This window comes from Prochlorococcus marinus str. MIT 0919 (genome assembly GCF_027359375.1).
In the GTDB taxonomy this organism is placed as follows: domain Bacteria; phylum Cyanobacteriota; class Cyanobacteriia; order PCC-6307; family Cyanobiaceae; genus Prochlorococcus_D.
Genome location: NZ_CP114779.1, coordinates 1,232,890 through 1,252,206, shown reverse-complemented (window position 1 = coordinate 1,252,206; position 19,317 = coordinate 1,232,890). Strand labels below are relative to the sequence as shown.

13 protein-coding genes are annotated in these 19,317 nt (G+C 36.7%); 7 read left to right on the top strand and 6 right to left on the bottom strand.

Annotated features, from left to right (window positions below; all coding sequences use genetic code 11):
• Entirely contained in the window at positions 1-1,125 is a 1,125-nt protein-coding gene (locus tag O5635_RS06815) for a THUMP domain-containing class I SAM-dependent RNA methyltransferase (RefSeq protein ID WP_036901794.1), read from the bottom strand.
• Positions 1,126-1,758: 633 nt separating this feature from the next.
• On the opposite strand from O5635_RS06815, the gene O5635_RS06805 reads away from it, so the two are divergent.
• A complete protein-coding gene (locus O5635_RS06805; protein ID WP_036901795.1) occupies positions 1,759-3,591 on the top strand; it encodes an ABC transporter ATP-binding protein in 1,833 nt (610 codons plus the stop codon).
• Positions 3,592-3,695: 104 nt separating this feature from the next.
• Positions 3,696-4,331: a hypothetical protein gene (locus O5635_RS06800; protein WP_036901797.1), complete on the top strand. Its 636-nt coding sequence runs from the start codon at positions 3,696-3,698 to the stop codon at positions 4,329-4,331.
• A gap of 101 nt (positions 4,332-4,432) precedes the next feature.
• Here O5635_RS06800 and rpmG read toward each other — a convergent pair whose 3' ends face one another.
• Positions 4,433-4,630: a 50S ribosomal protein L33 gene (gene rpmG / locus O5635_RS06795; RefSeq protein ID WP_036901798.1), complete on the bottom strand. Its 198-nt coding sequence runs from the start codon at positions 4,628-4,630 to the stop codon at positions 4,433-4,435.
• Between the two features lie 453 nt (positions 4,631-5,083).
• Complete coding sequence (argJ, locus tag O5635_RS06790; RefSeq protein ID WP_036901799.1) at positions 5,084-6,325, bottom strand: bifunctional glutamate N-acetyltransferase/amino-acid acetyltransferase ArgJ; 1,242 nt, start codon at positions 6,323-6,325, stop codon at positions 5,084-5,086.
• A gap of 70 nt (positions 6,326-6,395) precedes the next feature.
• Here argJ and coaE point away from each other — a divergent pair, with 70 nt between their 5' ends.
• Positions 6,396-7,001, top strand: coding sequence for a dephospho-CoA kinase (gene coaE, locus O5635_RS06785; RefSeq protein ID WP_036901801.1), 606 nt, complete (start codon positions 6,396-6,398; stop codon positions 6,999-7,001).
• Positions 7,002-7,006: 5 nt separating this feature from the next.
• Here coaE and gatB read toward each other — a convergent pair whose 3' ends face one another.
• Complete coding sequence (gene gatB / locus O5635_RS06780) at positions 7,007-8,482, bottom strand: Asp-tRNA(Asn)/Glu-tRNA(Gln) amidotransferase subunit GatB (RefSeq protein ID WP_036901802.1); 1,476 nt, start codon at positions 8,480-8,482, stop codon at positions 7,007-7,009.
• Positions 8,483-8,587: 105 nt separating this feature from the next.
• Between gatB and O5635_RS06775 the strand changes: the two genes are divergently transcribed.
• On the top strand, positions 8,588-9,703 hold the full coding sequence (locus O5635_RS06775) for an NAD(P)/FAD-dependent oxidoreductase (RefSeq protein WP_036901806.1): 1,116 nt from the start codon (positions 8,588-8,590) through the stop codon (positions 9,701-9,703).
• Here O5635_RS06775 and ndk read toward each other — a convergent pair.
• Positions 9,700-10,158, bottom strand: coding sequence for a nucleoside-diphosphate kinase (gene ndk, locus O5635_RS06770; protein WP_036901808.1), 459 nt, complete (start codon positions 10,156-10,158; stop codon positions 9,700-9,702). The genes O5635_RS06775 and ndk overlap by 4 nt on opposite strands.
• A 128-nt stretch (positions 10,159-10,286) precedes the next feature.
• Between ndk and speA the strand changes: the two genes are divergently transcribed.
• Positions 10,287-12,233, top strand: coding sequence for a biosynthetic arginine decarboxylase (gene speA, locus O5635_RS06765; RefSeq protein ID WP_036901810.1), 1,947 nt, complete (start codon positions 10,287-10,289; stop codon positions 12,231-12,233).
• Between the two features lie 2 nt (positions 12,234-12,235).
• On the opposite strand, the gene alaS is transcribed toward speA, so the two are convergent.
• Positions 12,236-14,908 (bottom strand): alanine--tRNA ligase, encoded by a 2,673-nt coding sequence (gene alaS / locus O5635_RS06760; protein WP_036902120.1) that lies wholly within the window; start codon positions 14,906-14,908, stop codon positions 12,236-12,238.
• Positions 14,909-15,103: 195 nt separating this feature from the next.
• Here alaS and O5635_RS06755 point away from each other — a divergent pair, with 195 nt between their 5' ends.
• On the top strand, positions 15,104-18,310 hold the full coding sequence (locus O5635_RS06755; protein ID WP_036901811.1) for a DEAD/DEAH box helicase: 3,207 nt from the start codon (positions 15,104-15,106) through the stop codon (positions 18,308-18,310).
• Positions 18,307-19,200, top strand: a complete 894-nt coding sequence (locus O5635_RS06750) for an SWIM zinc finger family protein (RefSeq protein ID WP_036901814.1) — start codon at positions 18,307-18,309, stop codon at positions 19,198-19,200. The genes O5635_RS06755 and O5635_RS06750 overlap by 4 nt, the downstream gene beginning before the upstream one ends.
• Positions 19,201-19,317: the final 117 nt, after the last annotated feature.

The window sequence follows — 19,317 nt, the reverse complement described above, 5'->3', positions numbered from 1 at the left end:
TCATTTAATTGAATAATGTAACCATCGACAGTCAATGCCTCCATTGCTAATAGGAACACGTTTATTAGCTTTTAGATATAAATATCTACTTAAGTTTGGATTTCCACTCAGCAACCAAAGTTGCCAACCAGATGCATTTTGCTTACAAAAAGAACCTAATTTTTGATAAAGACTTGGCAAGTCTTCTTCACTTCCACTTCTTTTACCATACGGGGGGTTGCATACAAGAAAACCTTTCTGATTGGGTAGTTCCAGATCACCAAAATCACTATTGTGAATTTCAATAAATTGTTCCAATCCAGCTTCTTTAATATTGTCTTTTGCTTGGTTAGCTACATTGAAATCTTTCTCGCAACCAATGATCTTAGATATTTTTGGCCTAGATAAAGCTTTTCCTTGAGCAAAATCCTTTTGAGAATCCCACAAATCTGAATCAAAATCTGGCCAATTTTCAAAAAGATAAGATCTATTTAATCCAGGTGCTATTCCAATAGCCATACTTACGGCTTCTATTAATAAAATACCTGAGCCACATAATGGATCAACTAACGGTGTCGAAAAATCCCATCCAGTTAATCGTATTAATCCAGCAGCAAGATTCTCTTTCAATGGGGCTAGACCCATAGCGGGTCGATAACCTCTTCTATGAAGGCTGAATGCTGCTGTATCAAGGCTCAAAACGGCTTCATGACCATTTAGGTGCAAATGAAAACAAATATCTGGTTCTTCTGTATCTATGTCTGACCGATGCCCCCAATTATTTCGTTGAAAATCGACGAGAGCATTTTTAACTTGCAAAGCTGTGAAGTGTGTATGAGGCAATAAATCACTAATACCCGAAACATCTACTCGAAAAGTTTTAGAAGGGTGTAACCATATATTCCAATTAAATGCATTTTGAATATTCCAATAAAGTTCTTTTGGGCTTCGACAAGAGAAACGAGCAATTTCTCTTAAAAAACGAAATGGAAGTCTAGCTAAAAGATTTACCCTATATAAGCAACTCAAATCTGCTTGAAAAAATACACTCCCCTTAAAGGGTTTAACATCTAAAGCTCCTAAAGCCTGCAATTCATTTGCCCCTTCAGTTTCAAGACCTGGTGGTAAAACAGCTAAGACTTTCATGACTTACTAAAAATTTGAAAAATCATTCATTGATCTCAAAATTATTACCCGTATAGCAAGAATCCTGCAAAAATAAAGATGTCCATTTCTAAATGGACTAGGTGATCCACACCAGTATTTCGGACAGCGGTTCGATTCCGCTCAGCTCCATTTTCTTACTTAGAGGGGCTGCAATGGTTTCGACGGAATATAAGGCGGGTGACTGAAGCCTGCTCGGTATGAGCAAAACCATAAACGCTAACAACATCGTTAGTTTCTCCCGTCAAACAGCCCCTGTTGCTGCTTGACCCTTTGTAAGGAGATGGGGTTAGATCAGCCTTATTAACCAAATGATCCATAGGGGTTGAAAGACCCCTTCTACTCATGCTCCTAAAAAGAAGCAAAATTACAGTTAAATAAAAACTAATTTGGAATAAAGAAAATGAAGCTAAACAATATATATACTAAATTTATATCCAAGTATAATTAACAAAATCAATACTAAATTAAAATGAAGTTAGCTTAATTATAAAATCTTTAAGAGTTAATTATATAAGGCTTCAATTGCAAACATTCTTTTTCTAAAAAGTCTAAACAGCATAGAAACTGGCCAACCCAGCTCGCAAAAGTGCTAATGCTGAGTATTTTTTATAAATGGCCGTTTTGCGAAGTAAAACCTACAGGCTACTGCTGAGTCTTTTTAAGACTCTGCCTAAAAAAAGACAGAAGTCCTTAATTCGCCTATTGCCGTTATCGATTACAACGGCAACTGCTGATGTAATAGTTGTTGCCTTAATAGGACGAATATTCACATTAATAGCTGGTCAGGAGAATGCCCCTACGATTCCGCTAGGAAATCTCTTCCCAGAGAATCCAAACACGAAGATATTAATACTTGTTTTCATATATATAGGCATGAATTGGGTAGCTAACTTTCTAAAATTATTTTTGATAGGGCAGCAAAGCAGACTTAAAGCACTTATCTATAAAGACCTTTCCGCAATAGCCTTAAGAAACACCTTGTTAAGTCCATATGAATATTTTATAGGCCAAAAAAATAGCGATATATCAACAACAGCATTGGTTGTCATTAGAAGAGTATCTGAAGAAAGTGTTTTAGCGGTTCTAGAAGTTTTAAGTACAATTTTTTCAATAGTATTTGTCTCTATAGCTGTAATAGCTATTACTAAAAAAGCTGCAATCTATATAATAATCAGCATGGTAATATGTTACCTAGTATTTACTTTCTCCATTACTCCTTTTATAAGATTTTCAAATCGTAAAAGGAATGAACTTGAAAAAGCCACAAACAATATTTTTACGGAATCAATGAGAACAATAATAGATGTTCATCTAACAAGTTCTGAAAGTTATTTTGAAAATAAATATCAACGTGTCGGTGATAAGGTTATACCCTATGTATGGAAAGCACAAGCATTATCTCAAGCACCACGTGCTTTATTAGAAGCATTTGGAATTACATTAATATTCTTAATAGGTATGTCACCAGTTATTAAGAGTGGGGAAACGGCAAATGTTCTTGAAGTCCTTCCTTTTATTGCCACAATTGCTTATGCATCATTAAAACTTACACCTCCTCTTCAATCACTTTTCAAAAGTTTAACTGTACTGAGGTCAGGAACACCAGATTTGGAAGAGATGATCAAATTAATTAAGCAAAAAGATAATAGAATAACAATTAATTCTAATTCCGTACCTTCACCAAAAGGGATAGAGCCAAAAAAATATATTAGACTAAATAAAATTAATTATAAATATCCCAAAAGTGATGACTTGATTCTCAAAAATATAAGTATGACTATACCCGTAGGTGCAAGAATAGCATTTGTAGGCAAAACAGGAAGCGGGAAAACAACAACGGCAAACCAACTATTAGGATTGCTAAGGCCAATTACAGGATCTCTCCAAATTGATGGAGTTGATGTTACAGAATCAGAGATTCCGGCATGGCAGGCATGTTGTTCTTATGTACCTCAATATATAAATCTTCTAAACAGTAATGTCTTAGAAAATGTTGCTTATGGAATACCTACTGAAAAAATTGATATAGATAGAGTTTGGGATTCATTACAAGCGGCACAAATAGCTGATCTAATTTGTCAAATGCCTGAAGGAATTTACACAGAAATTGGTGAAAATGGTATTCAATTATCGGGTGGGCAGAGGCAAAGAATATCTATTGCTAGAGCATTTTATAGAAAGTCAAAGTTATTAATTTTAGACGAAGCCACAAGTTCTCTAGACAATAATACAGAGGCGCAAGTGATGGAGTCTATAGAAATTATTGGAAGAAGAAGTACAATAATTGTAATTGCACATAGAATATCAACTGTTACAGAGTCTGATTGTATCTATGAGTTTGAGAATGGAAGAATAAAAGCTTCGGGTAATTTTGAAATTCTTAGAGAAAAATCTGCTTCGTTTCAAGAGATGACCAATAATAAAGAATACAACCAAATCCTTTAAGTTACAGGCTCCAGATTCAACTTGGTAAGAAATACTAATGTAAGGATAGTGAGTGACTAAATCAAGACATCCATTACAGTGATGCTAAAGCCATTTTTAGATGAATGAGCACATTAAAAGCTAATTTAATTTCAAAGTCATTATCTACACCATTTAACACAGAAGTTGTTCAAAAAACAGTTCCATCATTTATTTGCCTGGTTGGAATTACTTCACTCATTGCTGGGTTTTACCCAGCCCTATGGTTCCTTGACTTAATAGGTGGTTTATTATTCTTCCCAATATTAATGACTTCCTTAAGAAGTTACGAAAAAAAATCATCATTTTTATATCCTAAGACAAATCTAATTGTAAAAAAGGCCTGGAAAGTATTCATAGTCAATTTGATAACTATTCCATGTATCATTGGAGGTTTAATATTTTTGATAATTCCGGGTTTGATTCTAATGAAAAGATATCTTTATGTTGGAGTGATAAGTGAAATGGAAATGCTAGGACCACTAGAATCAATGAGAAAAAGTCGATACTTGGCAGAAATAAATGGATGGAAGGTGTTGGGTCTAATAGTGATTTTCGTAATGATATTTTTACCATTTAATCTAATTAATTACTTGCTCTTTATGCGCGAAGGCTTTATCTTCCTAGGATTAATCCTCAACTATTTTTTAGGTTGGGTGTCATATGTATTCTTTAATTCACTAGTATTCTATGGATACAAAGATGCATATCTTTATAGCTAAATTTCATCCAAGCCAGAAGGTCTACTCTATTAACTTGCAAAGAGTTTATATATATTTAATTTAAGGTGACTGAAATATTCAGGAGTAAACTGGAGCAATGATTATTTAATTTCTCTGTGGATAGTCATCTTATTTAACTCTGGACAAAACTTCTTAAGTTCCAGCCTCTCAGTTGTGTTTCTACGGTTTTTTTCTGTTGTGTATCTTGAAACTCCAGGAGAACGCTTCTCTGAACTAGGAACCGAGCGAGACTCAGTACACTCTAAGGTGACAATTATCCTGGTACCTTTTTTTGCCATACGATAATAAGTCCTACTTTGATAGGTAGAGAAGTCAGTATTATATTACAACCTCACAGTAACTATTTACAATTAATCATAAGAACCTCTACCAGTCCAAAGTTAATGGATTTTAAGTAGCGATTCGCAAAAGCTGTCTGTGTAGGGATTTAACCAACTGCATAACATCTTCTTAGCATGCAAATTAATGGTTCATCCAGTAATTTGACAGTCCATGATCAAAAGTCGACTAGATCTATTGCAATTAATAGAGCTCTATTACGATTTTAATCGTTATTTTATAAATATGTCTCAAAGTTCAAGTAATGATGGGAGTCTATAGCTACTAAAATATTGTGATTAAAATTTAAAAAGCTATTAAGGTCATTCTGCCCACTGATCGACAATATCATTGCAATGATATATCGTCAAAAAATCCACCTTGAAGGTAATTGCTATAACTTGGATTATGAACTATGTAGTGTAATCGGCATTAATTCTGACATATTCTTCTGAAAGGTCACATCCCCATGCAACACCTTGCGAAACACCATTCCCAAGACTTAACCTAATCAATAAAGTATTATTTTGATCACTAATATTTTGCAATTTGCTTTTCATATAAATAGAGACTTGATCCCTATCAAAATCTATAGGAAACCCATTTTGTATTAATTGATGAGAGCCGATCCACAATGATATTTGATCAGGATCAAAGCTTACTTCTGAGCGACCTGCAGCCGCTAAGATTCTCCCCCAATTGGGATCTGAACCATGAACGGCAGTTTTCACTAAAGAAGAACTGCAAATAGTCCTGGCCATTTTTAAAGCAGATGCAGAGTCATGTGCATCATCAACTTGAACTTCTATCAAACAATTAGAACCCTCACCGTCCCTAACAATGGATTTAGCTAAAGATTGAGTAACCATATTCAAACCATCTTGTAGTAAGTCAAAATATTTAGTATGCAAAGGAGGTCCTGCAGAAAAAGCTAAAAAAGTATCGTTAGTACTTGTGTCTCCATCAACCGTTATTGAATTAAATGAGTTGTTAACAGCCTCTTTAACCATTTCAGACCAAATTGGATAAGGCACGCCTATATTACAAGTCAAAAATCCAAGCATAGTTGCCATATCGGGATGAATCATCCCAGAACCTTTAGCCATTCCACCAACTTTGACTTTTGTATCTCCTAAAATTCTTTCAAAAGCTATTTGTTTAGTGACTAAATCCGTAGTCAATATTGCGTTAGCTGCGTTAGTTCCATCCTCATCGTTCAAGCTTGCAACAAGTTTTTCTAAGCCTGAAAGTAAATTAGGCATTGCGATTGGCTCTCCAATCACACCTGTAGAGCACATTACAACCTGATCATTTTTTAGCCCTAAAAGATCAGCTAATTTCGATGAAGCGCTCAAAGTATCAAGTAAACCTCTCTCACCTGTACAAGCGTTTGCCTGACCAGAATTAATGAGAACTGCTCTTACTTTTCCAAAAGTGCTTTTTAACCTATCTCTAGAAAGATCAACACATGATGCTCTAACTATTGATTGTGTAAAAGCACCTGCACATATAGAACCTTCAGGAGCGAGAATTAATGCAAGATCTAGATTGCCAGAAGGTTTTAACCCCGCAGCAATTCCTGACGCGCTAAATCCCTCCGGAGCAGTTACACCGCCCGGGATAGGAGTCCATAGCGATAATTTGGAAGTGCTCAATACCTTTCCTACGAAAGAAGGTTAACCATTATCCTTCTTTATAGGAGAACAATGTCAGAAGGCAACTAATTTGCAAAAGTGGAAAGTTTCTCAACGTCGTATAGGGATAACTGGCAGTATTGCTAGTGGCAAAACCTCAGCAGGAAGATACTTAGAAGAAAAGAAAAATTTAATAATTTTGGATGCAGACTTGTTTTCACGACAAGCACTTGCTCCGGGGACAATATCCACAAAAGCTGTGGTAAAAAGATACGGTTCCATTATTCTCGAAAAGAAAAGTAATCTTGAAATAATCAATCGTAAAAAATTAGGAGAGATTATATTTCAAAACAAACAAGAAAAAATTTGGCTAGAAAGTATATTGCATCCAATAGTAGAGCAAAGATTTAACTCTGAGCTTGATAAAAATAAATTTTCCCCTACAATCGTACTAATAATACCACTACTATTTGAGGCAAATTTGAGTTATCTATGTAGTGAAATATGGCTTGTTAGTTGCAGTAAAGAAAAACAAATCGATCGAATAATTAATCGGGATAAAGTGACTAGAGAAATCGCAGAGCAAAGAATTTCTGCTCAATGGTCTTTGGAAATTAAAGAAAAGTTATCAGATAAAGTAATTCTAAATAATGGGAGCCTAAGTCAATTATATAAAAATGTAGAGTCTTTAATTTAGATAATTTAAGCTTGTAGCTTCTCTAGAAGAATTTTATTAGCTAATTTTGGATCTATCTTCCCACTCGTTTTCTTCATCAATTGACCAACAAAGAATCCTTGTAACTTTGTCTTACCTCCTCTAAATGCTTCTACTTCTTGAGGATTACTTTCCAGGAGTTCAATAACCATTGAAGTGATCAATTTAGGGTCACTTATCATTCCCAAACCTTTCTTCTCGACGATATCTTTCGGAGAGCCACCAGACTTAAGTAATTCTGGAAGAATATCCTTAGCGATTTTTCCACTAATTTTTCCACTGTCAATCATTTGAACCATTTCAGCTAATTGTTTTGGCTGAAATGGCAGTTGAAGAAGATTCTTCTTATTCGCATTAACGTAAGCTGCTAAATCTCCAGTAATCCAATTAGATGCCATTTTGGGATCAACCCCTTCTGAAACGACTTCTTCAAAATACTGTGCCATTGATAATTCATCTGTCAAAACCCTTGCATCATATGTAGATAAACCAAGCTCTTTAGCATATCTATGTCTCTTCATTGAAGGCAACTCAGGTAATTCAGATTCCCATTTTGATTGGATTTCAGGACTAACTTCTATAGGACCTAAGTCTGGGTCTGGGAAATATCGATAATCACTACTTCCTTCCTTAGATCGCATGCTTTTAGTTAACTGTTTAGATTCATCCCACAATCTTGTTTCTTGCTTAACAATCCCATCATTTTCATATAGTTTAACTTGTCTTTCAATCTCATATTCACAAGCCTTCTGAATAGCAGAAAAGGAATTCATATTCTTAATTTCGACTTTGGTGCCAAAGGGAGCTTTAGGGCCCCGTCGAACTGAAATATTAACGTCACATCGCAAAGACCCTTCTTGCATATTGCCATCTGAAACACCTAAATATCTCACTATTCGTCTAATTTCTGAGGCGTATTCAGCTGCTTCTCTGCCAGTGCGCAAATCTGGCTTGCTAACTATCTCAGCCAAAGCAACACCTGCACGATTGTAATCAACTAAGGAATGTGAAGAACCTGCCAAGCGATCACTTCCTGCATGAACCAATTTCCCTGCATCTTCTTCCATATGTAACCTTTCAATACCAATTTTTTTGAGATAAGTCTCTTTACCTTTTTGAGCAACTTCCACTTCTATCCACCCTTCTTTTGCAATAGGTTCATCAAATTGAGATATCTGATAATTCTTAGGAAGATCAGGGTAAAAGTATTGCTTCCTATCAAATTTGCAGTGTCTAGCTATTTGCAAATTTAAAGCCATGGAAGTTTTGACTGCATATTCAAGAACTTTTTTGTTTAAAACAGGCAATGTTCCAGGCAAACCGCAAACGACCGGATCTATATGAGTATTTGGTGCATCTCCAAATTGCGTAGAAGCAGATGTAAAGATCTTGCTTTCAGTACCTAACTGAACATGAGTTTCTAAACCAATCACTGCTTCCCAATCAGTATTAGATTTAGTCATGACTCAAATACCACCCAACATCCCTCCATCCTATGGAAGAATTGAACAGTTGTAATAGACAAGTGGATCTAAACAATTCAAAATTAATTTTAGAAAAGCCAAACAATGGTCACTCGCAAAACAGAACGATTGCTAATTCTCGGCGGTGGTCTTATTGGACTCGCAATTGCTCATGAGTTAGCCAGGAAAGGGCGAGCTGTAGAGATATTAAGCAGGAGTAGAAATGAAGCTGCCGGTTTTGTAGCTGCAGGAATGCTCGCGCCACATGCAGAAGGTCTCAGTAAAAGTCTCTTAGAGTTTGGCAGAGCCAGTCTATTTAAAATACCTGAATGGATCAAAGAAATTGAAAAAAATAGTCAAATCAATTGTGGCTTAAGGTTCTGCGGAATAATTGTTCCATTTTTAAATGATGAAGCAAGAAATAACTATCCCACTGCTTACTTAGGTGAAATTCTAAGTCGTCAGGATCTAGAAAAAGAAATCCCAGGCATTGGATTTAAATGGAAAACAGGATTACTTTTTCCCAAAGATGGGCAAATAGACAATAGACGTCTTTTAATGAAAGCCCTTCAGAAAGCTTGTGTTGCATTAGGAGTCAGATTTAGAGAAGGAGTAGAAGTGCTTGAATTAATAACAAAAGCAAATACTTTTGAAGGAGTTCTTGTGTCTAATGAAGAACGTCAACGAGAGAAAATATATTCCAAGGAAGCTCTTTTGTGCTGTGGGGCATGGAGTAATCAACTGTTGAAAAAAATACCTATTTTTCCAGTAAAGGGGCAAATGTTTTCAATACAAGGTCCCCAAAATACACTCCAAAAAATTCTCTTTGGACCAGGGATATATCTAGTCCCAAGAGAAGATGGTCTAATTGTAGTTGGAGCAACAAGTGAGAAGAAAGTTGGCTTTACTGAAGGCCTTACACCCCATGGACAACAGGAATTACAAAAAGGCATGCATAGCCTGTTACCACATGCTTCATCATGGCCACAAATGGAACGCTGGTGGGGGTTTAGACCTTGCACACCTGATTCAAAGCCAATACTTGGTACATCACCTATTCAAGGTCTTTGGCTTGCGACAGGTCATAATCGAAATGGAGTCCTTTTGTCTGCTATTACTTCTGAACTATTAGCTAAATCCATTTGTAATGAATCGCTTACTGATGAAGAAAAAGAATTTCTCAAAATCTTTAACTGGAATCGTTTTCTAAAGCAAAACTAGTTTTCTACCCTCCATGATTGGTCAGCAGGTTGCCAATCATTAATCTCAGATGAATCAAACCATAAGTTGATTTCAAAACCAGCAGTTTCCTCACCATCAGATCCATGAATCACATTTCTTCCGATATCTACAGCTAAATCTCCTCGAATAGTTCCAGGATCAGCCTCAAGAGGTTTTGTTGCACCGATTACCCTTCTGGCACCAGCTATTACACCATTCCCTTCCCATACCATCGCGACAACGGGTCCACTAGTAATGAAGTCAACTAAACCAGGAAAAAAAGGACGCTCCTTATGAACACCATAATGCTTCTCAGCAAGCTCCCGACTTGGAATAAGTTGCTTAAGAGCAATTAATTTAAACCCCTTACGTTCAAAACGAGACACGATTTCACCCACCAATCCTCGCTGCACGCCGTCAGGCTTGATCGCAAGAAAAGTTCTTTCGACAACCATGGAAATAAATAAATGCAGATGGAGCTATGGTCTACTGTCAAGGACCCCCTTGGCAAGTCAAGCCATAGGATGAAAAAACATCTGTTCTTATAATTAGAAGTATGCAATGAACTTTTTCTCCTAAAAATTTGTCTCCCAGAAACGAAACTAGTAAGAAGAATGAATGGAGCATAGAAGATAGTGCTCTTTTATACGGGCTAGACCTATGGGGGAAAGATTATTTTTCAATTAATGAATTAGGAAATATTAACGTCTATCCTAAAGGAAACAAAAACGAATCTCTCGATCTAAAAAATTTAGTCAAAGAGTTAAAAAGTAGAAACATAAAAACCCCTCTAATCCTCCGTTTTGATGACATACTTGAAGATAGGTTAAAAAAGTTACATGTTTCTTTCGAAACAGCCATTCATCAATATGAATACTCCGCTAAATTCAAAGGAGTTTTTCCTATTAAATGCAATCAACAACGACATGTTTTAGAAGAAATTGTTAGATGTGGAAAGCAATGGAATTTCGGCCTCGAGGCAGGCAGTAAGGCAGAGTTATTAATTGCACTATCATTATTAGATGACCCTGAAGCATTATTAATATGCAATGGTTATAAAGATCAAAGGTATATAGAGACTGCTATTCTTGGTAGACAAATTGGGCGGCAACCAGTAGTCGTTATTGAGCAGTCTGATGAAGTTGATAGAATTATTAAAGCCAGCAAGGTACTAGGCGCAGCACCACTAATCGGCATAAGAGCAAAGCTCTCAAGTGAAAGTAGTGGAAGATGGGGAAACTCTATTGGAGCAAATTCGAAATTTGGATTATCAATCCCAGAAATCTTAAAAGCTGTCAAAAAATTAGCCGATGCCAATTTAATCAATGAATTAATCCTCCTACATTTTCATGTAGGTAGCCAAATTAATGACATTGCTATTTTGAAAAATGCACTACAAGAAGCAGGGCAAATTTATATTGAGCTAAGCAAACTAGGTGCTCCAATGGGATACCTAGATGTAGGAGGTGGCTTAGGGGTCGATTATGATGGAAGCAGAACAGCTACTTTAGCTTCTACAAATTATTCACTACAAAATTATGCTAATGATGTGGTAGCTACTATTCAAGAATGTTGTAAAGCAAAAAATATAAAAGTTCCTACATTGATAAGTGAAAGTGGAAGGGCTTTATCTAGTCATTTCTCTTTATTAGTATTCAATATACTAGGCGTAAGTTCAGTTCCTACTGATATTCCAATCCAAAGAGCTGACGAATGCCTCAGTGTTCAGAATCTACGTATGACATTAACTACAATATCCAATATAAATGTACAAAATCAAGCTGATATATCAAAATTACAAGAAGCTTGGAATGATGCGCTTAAGTTTAAGGAAGATGCACTTGCCGCTTTTCGATTGGGGTACATTGACCTATTAGAAAGAGCAATAGCCGAACAACTGACCTGGGCATGTGCTAAAGCATTATCAATACAACTACCGAAAAATAAATTAGTTCCTGAAGAACTTCAGGAGTTAAATACATCATTAGCAGAAATATATTATTCAAATTTATCAGTTTTCCGATCAGCCCCAGATACATGGGCTATCGACCAATTATTTCCTATTATGCCAATACATCGATTGAATGAAAAACCAACTCAATTAGGCCATTTTGCAGACTTAACGTGTGACTCTGATGGGAAATTAGCAAGATTTATAGATAATGGTCAAGTAAAACCCTTGCTTGAGTTACATACTCTTTACCCATCTGAAGATTATTGGATAGGAATGTTTCTTGGAGGTGCATATCAAGAGGTAATGGGTAACTTACACAATTTATTTGGAAGTACAAATTCAATACATATACGATTATCAGCAAATGGAAGCTACAAATTAAAACATGTGATACGGGGGAATACTAAAGCAGAAGTACTTAATGCAATGGAACACGAATCAGAGCAACTATTAGAAAGGTTACGAATAGCAAGTGAATTAGCAATACAAAAAGGAAACTTACAAATTGATGATGCTCAACGTTTTATAAATCATATAGAAGCCAGTCTTAGACAAAGTACATATCTCCAAGAGTAAAGTTAACTTAATGTTGAGGCAAACTGCTCTTTTGCAAAGTCCAATGCTTGATCCAAAGATTTAGAGTCTTTCCCTCCAGCTTGTGCAAAATTTGGACGTCCACCACCTCCTCCTCCACAGATCTTGGCTATGGGTGCAAGAAATTTGCCAGCATTTAAGCCATCAGAAACAACATTTTTCCCGAAAGCAGCTATAAAAATGACTTTATTTGGCTCATTAGAGTTAGGCACCCCTGCAAGTACTATGGCAGAATTATCTCCTAATTTAGAAAGTAAAGTCTTAATAGCAACCTCAAGCGCATCAGCTGATATTCCATCTAGACGAGCTACAATATATTGACTATTTTTTATAGATATAGCATTGGTTAATAATGCTGACGTCTTGGCAAATGCAATGTCTTCCTGAGCTTTTAAAAGTGATTTTGCCAATACTTTTACTTCTTCTTGCAAGGTGTTAACACGATCAACAATTTTATTAGGTTGAACTTTAAATCGGTCTGACAAAGTTTTTACAACTAGTTCTCGCTCTTCTAAGTAATTCAAAATAGCTGGGCCCGCAACTGCTTCAATTCTGCGAATTCCAGAGGCAATTCCGGATTCACTCACAATTTTAAACGCTCCTATTTCTGAAGTATTAGCAACGTGTGTTCCACCACAAAGTTCCATAGATATCCCTGGAACATCAACCACTCGTACTGTTTTACCATATTTTTCTCCAAACATCGCAACAGCACCAGCTGCTTTAGCTTGACTAATATTCATTTCGTTAACTACTAAAGTATGTGATTCAGAAATCCATAAATTAATCAAATCCTCTACTTGTTGTAGATCAGTTGATTTCAAAGCAGTATTACACTGAAAATCAAAGCGAAGACGGTTAAAGCTAACGAGCGATCCAGCTTGGCTTATATCGGAATCTATGACTTCTTTCAAAGCTGCCTGTAAAAGATGTGTAGCCGTATGATTAATTTGAGCACATCGCCGATTAATAGCATCAACACTAGAGTGAATCAAATCGCCAACTTTTAAAGTTCCATTCTGTACTAATCCACTATGTACAAATACATCATTATTGCGAATCACATTATGTACTTGAATTAAACAATCATCATGAGTCTCTCGATATACAATCCCTTTATCGCCTACTTGCCCACCTGATTCACCATAGAAAGGTGTACTGTCTAGAATAATTTGTATTTTGTCTCCCTGATTTACTTCTTCCACTAGTTTGTCATCAACTATGAGTGCTTGGACGATGCCAACTTCCTGCAAAGAATGATATCCATGAAAAATTGTTGGCTTAATACTTCTCACAGTCTTATCAATTACCTCTTGTACAGTTAAATCAATTGTTGTTGCAGCTGCTTTTCCTCTTTGTCGCTGTCGTTCCATTGCCTCGTCGAAAGCCTTCAAATCAACTTGCAAAGAGTTTTCTTTCGCAATTTCCTCTGTTAATTCCAATGGAAATCCATAAGTATCGTATAACTCAAAAGCCTGTTCACCTGTAATTTGCTTAGGATGCCGTCCTAAAATATCATCTAACAATTTTTCACCTCTACCCAAAGTTTCTAAAAAACGTAATTCCTCTTGATCAATTTCTTTCAAAATAAAATCTTTACGCTTCAGAAGCTGCGGATATGAAGACTTCATTAAATGAATAGCTACATTTCCGATATCAAGTAAAAAAGGCTTATCAATACCGATTTGACGACCATGCCTAACAGCTCGCCTTAGGAGCCTTCGCAAGATATACCCTCGACCTAAATTACTTGCGACAACACCATCGCTAATCAGTTGAACACATGCTCTAATGTGATCTCCAATCACCTTATAAGAAACCTTTGTTTTATCATCTAAGGTCTGATAATTAACGCCCAGTAAATTGGCTAAGTGAGTTAAAAGTGGAAATATCAAATCAGTTTCGTAATTGTTGGGAACATCCTGTAATATCTGAGCCATTCTTTCCAAGCCCATACCTGTATCAATATTGCAATTTGCCAACGATGTAAGATTGCCACTCGTATCTCTGTTGTATTGCATAAAAACCAAATTATAAAATTCTATAAATCGCGTGTCATCTTCTAAATCAATAGATTCATCACCAAGTTCTGGTGCAAAGTCATAGTACAACTCTGAACAAGGGCCACAGGGGCCTGTTGGACCAGATGTCCAAAAATTATCAGCTTCGTCCATTCGAATAATCCGTTGAGGCTTTACCCCAACAACATCTCGCCAAATTCCCTCAGTTTCATCATCTTCACGAAAGATACTAATCACAATATTTCTAGGGTCCAAGCCATAAACTTTTGTACTCAATTCCCAGGCCCATTGAATTGCTTCTTTCTTGAAATAATCTCCAAAAGAGAAGTTACCTAACATCTCAAAGAAAGTTTGATGCCTGGCTGTTCGTCCTACGTTCTCAATGTCATTTGTCCGAATACATTTTTGACTAGTAACAACTCTTGAAGCTGGTCTTTTTTCATGACCCAAAAAAACCGGTTTGAATGGCAACATTCCAGCAATAGTCAATAACACTGTTGGGTCGGTAGGGACTAATGAAGCACTTGGTAAAACTTGATGGCCACGTTCAGCAAAAAATTTCAAAAACGCAGATCTAATCTCCTCTCCTGTACGAGGTCTGCAGTTGTTATCAGACATCAAGCCTTCAACAGTCATAACAAAAATGATCGTTGTGAGAGCAGCCATCAATAGTGATGACTTTTAAAATTACAAAGCAAGCATTCAGCTTCTCACAAATCTAGCCAATCATTTGCCATGATTAACGATAGACTTGCTTGAAACCATTATTGCTATTGGTGGGCTAAGGTTTCAAAATAAAGGAAACCTATTGAACCTTATTGCTTCGCAGCTATGAGTCTGCTGCACGCCACATGGCTTCCAGTAAGACGAACATCTCGAAGTTCGCATTCTCCAGGTTTGCTTCTTTGGGGGGATACATGGCGTGTTGCAAAGCCAAGCACTATAAGTACTCAACCTCTAAAGCATCCATTTTCTCTGTCAAAAGAAGAATTAAGAAGTTTTCTCTTGGGAAAAAACCTTCTTCCTGAGATATGCACAGACATTCAAACCTGTTTAACACTTCCCAGTAAAGCTCTTCAATCTTCCTCCAAGAAAGAAGCTAAATCTTCTACAACAGTCGAAAGTGGAAAAAGTCTTCAATCAGAATGGACTGGTCTACCTTTACAAGCAGAAGAACCTCTTCCCAAAAACTTCGAATGGTGGCCATGGCAAGTCCATGGCTTAATGTTGATGCCAAAAGAAGCAGCATCTTGGCTTGCAAAATTACCACTATCTGATACAAATTCAGATTTCGGAGAAGAACTACTCTGGTGGAGTCATTTAGAACGTTGGTCTCTAAGTTTAATTTCTCAAGGTTTATGGTTACCACAGATACAATTGGAAAAAAGCGAAAACTTACCGGCAAGAGCAAGATGGGTTCCTTTATTAAATAATGAAAAAGAACGTAAAAGACTGGAAGAATTTGCCAGTCGACTACCCCTAGTAGCAACATGCTCACACATTATTGACGAGCCTAGACATATTAAAAATAATGCCAAAAATGATCTAAGACCAATCCATTTAGATGTTCTAGCCTCATCTCGTCCAAGTAGTAATAGGCTACAAGTAGCTAATCTATTGGAGGAGTTAATCGATGCACAACTTAGAGAAAATTTTCAACCAAACAGTGAGTCGCTAGACCCTCTACTCAAAGCTTGGCAAGAAGCATTGGGTTCTGAACAGGGTTTTCTGGACTTAATGACAAATGATTCAGAACGACTAGCCAAAGCAAGCAAAAATTGGAAAGAAGGGCTATCTGGCAATCTTAAAGCTGCAAGACTATGTCTTGAACTTTTTGCACCTATCGAGAAAGAAGAGCTCTGGGAATTAAAATTTGGATTACAAGCAGAGATAGACCCCAGCCTCAAAGTCAGTGCAGAATCCGCCTGGAAGACTAGCGGAAACATGCTGCAACTTGGGGAAGTCCCAATTGAAAATCCTGGGGAAATACTTCTTGAAGGGTTAGGAAGAGCCTTAAGTATTTTTCATCCAATAGAAAGAGGGCTAGAAAGTGCTGCGCCTGAAAAAATGCAACTAACACCAGCCGAAGCATTTGTACTGATACGTACTGCTGCAAAGCAATTACGGGATGTTGGAATTGGTGTGATACTCCCTCCTAGTCTTGCGGAAGGACTGGGTAGCCGCCTAGGCCTTGCTATCGAAGCAGAATTGTCTAATAACTCACAAAGATTATGTCTGGGAGAGACCTTGAAATGGAATTGGGAACTCATGATAGGTGGTGTAACATTAACTCTTCAAGAACTGGAAAGACTTTCAAAGAAAAAGAGTCCACTAGTAAATCACAAAGGTTCATGGATCGAATTACGTCCTAACGATCTAAAAAATGCTGCGAAATTCTCTAGCCACAATCCAAATCTAAGCCTGGATGAAGCATTAAGGCTGACATCTACTCAAGGAAACACTTTTTTCAAATTACCAGTGCATCGCTTTGATGCAGGACCACAACTGCAAAAAGTTTTAGAACAATATCATCAACACAAGGCTCCCGAACCATTAGGTACACCAGAAGGATTTATTGGTCAATTAAGACCGTATCAAGAAAGAGGCTTGGGATGGTTAGCATTTCTCCACCGCTTCGAACAAGGATCATGTTTAGCCGATGATATGGGTTTAGGGAAAACCATCCAATTACTAGCATTTTTTCAACATCTTAAAAACAACAAAGAACTAAAAAAGGCTATTTTATTAATTGCTCCTACATCGGTCTTAATAAATTGGAAAAGAGAAGCACTTCTATTTACACCAAAATTATCTGTACGAGAACATTATGGTTCAAAAAGACCATCTACATTAGAAGCTTTGAAGGAAAGTCTCCAAAAGATAGATGTTTTAATTACTAGTTATGGTTTATTACATAGAGACCAAGCAATACTTAAGGGGTATGACTGGCAGGGAATTGTTATTGATGAAGCTCAGGCAATTAAAAATCCAAACTCCAAGCAAAGTCAAATAACTCGTGAAATCGTAAAAACTGGAAAAACAGTCCCTTTTCGAATCGCATTAACAGGAACTCCCGTCGAGAATCGTATCAGTGAACTTTGGGCTTTAATGAATTTTTTAAATCCTTTAGTGCTGGGAGAAGAGGAATTTTTTAATCAACGCTACAAAATGCCTATCGAACGTTATGGGGATGTCTCATCACTAAAAGATCTCAAAGCCAGAGTGAGTCCATTTATTTTAAGAAGATTAAAAAATGACAAGTCCATTATCTCTGATTTACCAGAAAAAGTGGAGTTAAATGAATGGGTCAGTCTTAGTAATGAGCAAAAAAACCTTTATCAAAAAACTGTGGAGAAAGCGATGGATGAAATAGCATCATCACCTCTGGGTCAACGTCAAGGTAAAACTCTCGGACTATTGATACATCTAAAACAAATATGCAATCATCCTGCTCTAGCATTAAAGGAAAGTAGCATCAGTAAAGATTTTGGAGTGCGTTCTTCAAAACTGCAAAGATTGGAAGAAATTCTAGAAGAAATTTTTGAAGCAGGTGATAGGGCCTTACTATTTACACAGTTTGCCCAATGGGGGCATATGTTGAAAGAATATTTAGAAACAAAAATGGTCAATGATATTCCTTTCCTACACGGAGGTACACGAAAATCAGATCGTCAAAAAATGATTGATAGGTTTCAAGAAGACCCCAGAGGCCCGAAATTATTTTTGCTATCTTTAAAGGCTGGTGGGATGGGCATTAATCTAACTAGAGCAAATCACGTTTTACATATTGATCGATGGTGGAACCCAGCGGTAGAAAACCAAGCAACAGATCGTGCATACCGAATCGGACAAAATAATAGGGTTATGGTTCACAAATTTATTAGTACTGGATCAATCGAAGAGAAAATCAACAAAATGATTCAAGATAAATCTAAACTAGCTCAAGAAATCATTGGCTCAGGAGAAGAGTGGCTAGGGAAACTAAATGTGCAAGAATTAAAAGATTTAGTTTCCCTAGATGATGATGAAAATTTATGAGCTACTCTTCTAAAAATGATACAGAAATAACAACTGCAATAGGTAAGGAGGGACTTGGAAAACAATCCTGGTGGGTGGAGCAATGGATGGAGTTAATTAATTCATATAGATTTAAGAAACGTCTAGAGCGAGCATGGGGATATGCAAGAGAAGGTAATGTTACTTCGATACAATTTGAAGGGAGAAGAGTTCATGCACGAGTGCAAGGAACAGAAGCTGAGCCTTACAAAGTAAAACTTTGGCTGGATATTTTAAGTGACGAAGATTGGAAATACGTTCTTGAAGCTATGGCGAAAAAGGCAAGATGGTCTGCCCAATTATTAGCGGGAACAATGCCTGAGGATATAGAAACGGCCTTTGCTGCTAGTGGGCATAGGTTATTTCCATTCAAATTGCAAGAAGTTAAAAGTGAATGTAGTTGTCCAGATAAAGCAAACCCATGTAAACATATTAGTGCTATCTATTTTCTATTAGGAGAAAGGTTCAAAGAAGATCCTTTTATTCTTTTCCAATTAAGAGGGAGAAGTCGAAGCAGATTATTAACAGATCTTGCAAAAGAAAGGTTGAAAATGCTGGAGAATCTCTCAATTCAAAAAAAAGATAAAACAAGCAACCAAAATATCAGTAAAGAAGAAAAACCTCATCAATACCATCCATCATTCTCCAAGCCTGATCTGTGGTGGAAATATAATACTGATTTAGATCAAGACTTAGTTATTATCACTCCTGCTATGGAAGGTGAAGAAGGCCTAAAGGTTGCAGGGGCTTTACCACTAGCTCAAGAACCTCAATATCCTCAATCTCATAGCTTATTCTTAGAAAATCTAATAAAGCATAGCCAAATTCAAGCTCACGAAGCCATGATCAAAGCTATGTCTGCCAATTCTTGAAGAACACTGATATCTTGTGATGAACTAGCCTTAGGATATGTAAATTCGCAATTTATAGTTCTTCTCCTAAAACAAGCGTTAATTCTCACTTCAAAGTATTAGAGTCTCAGAATGCTT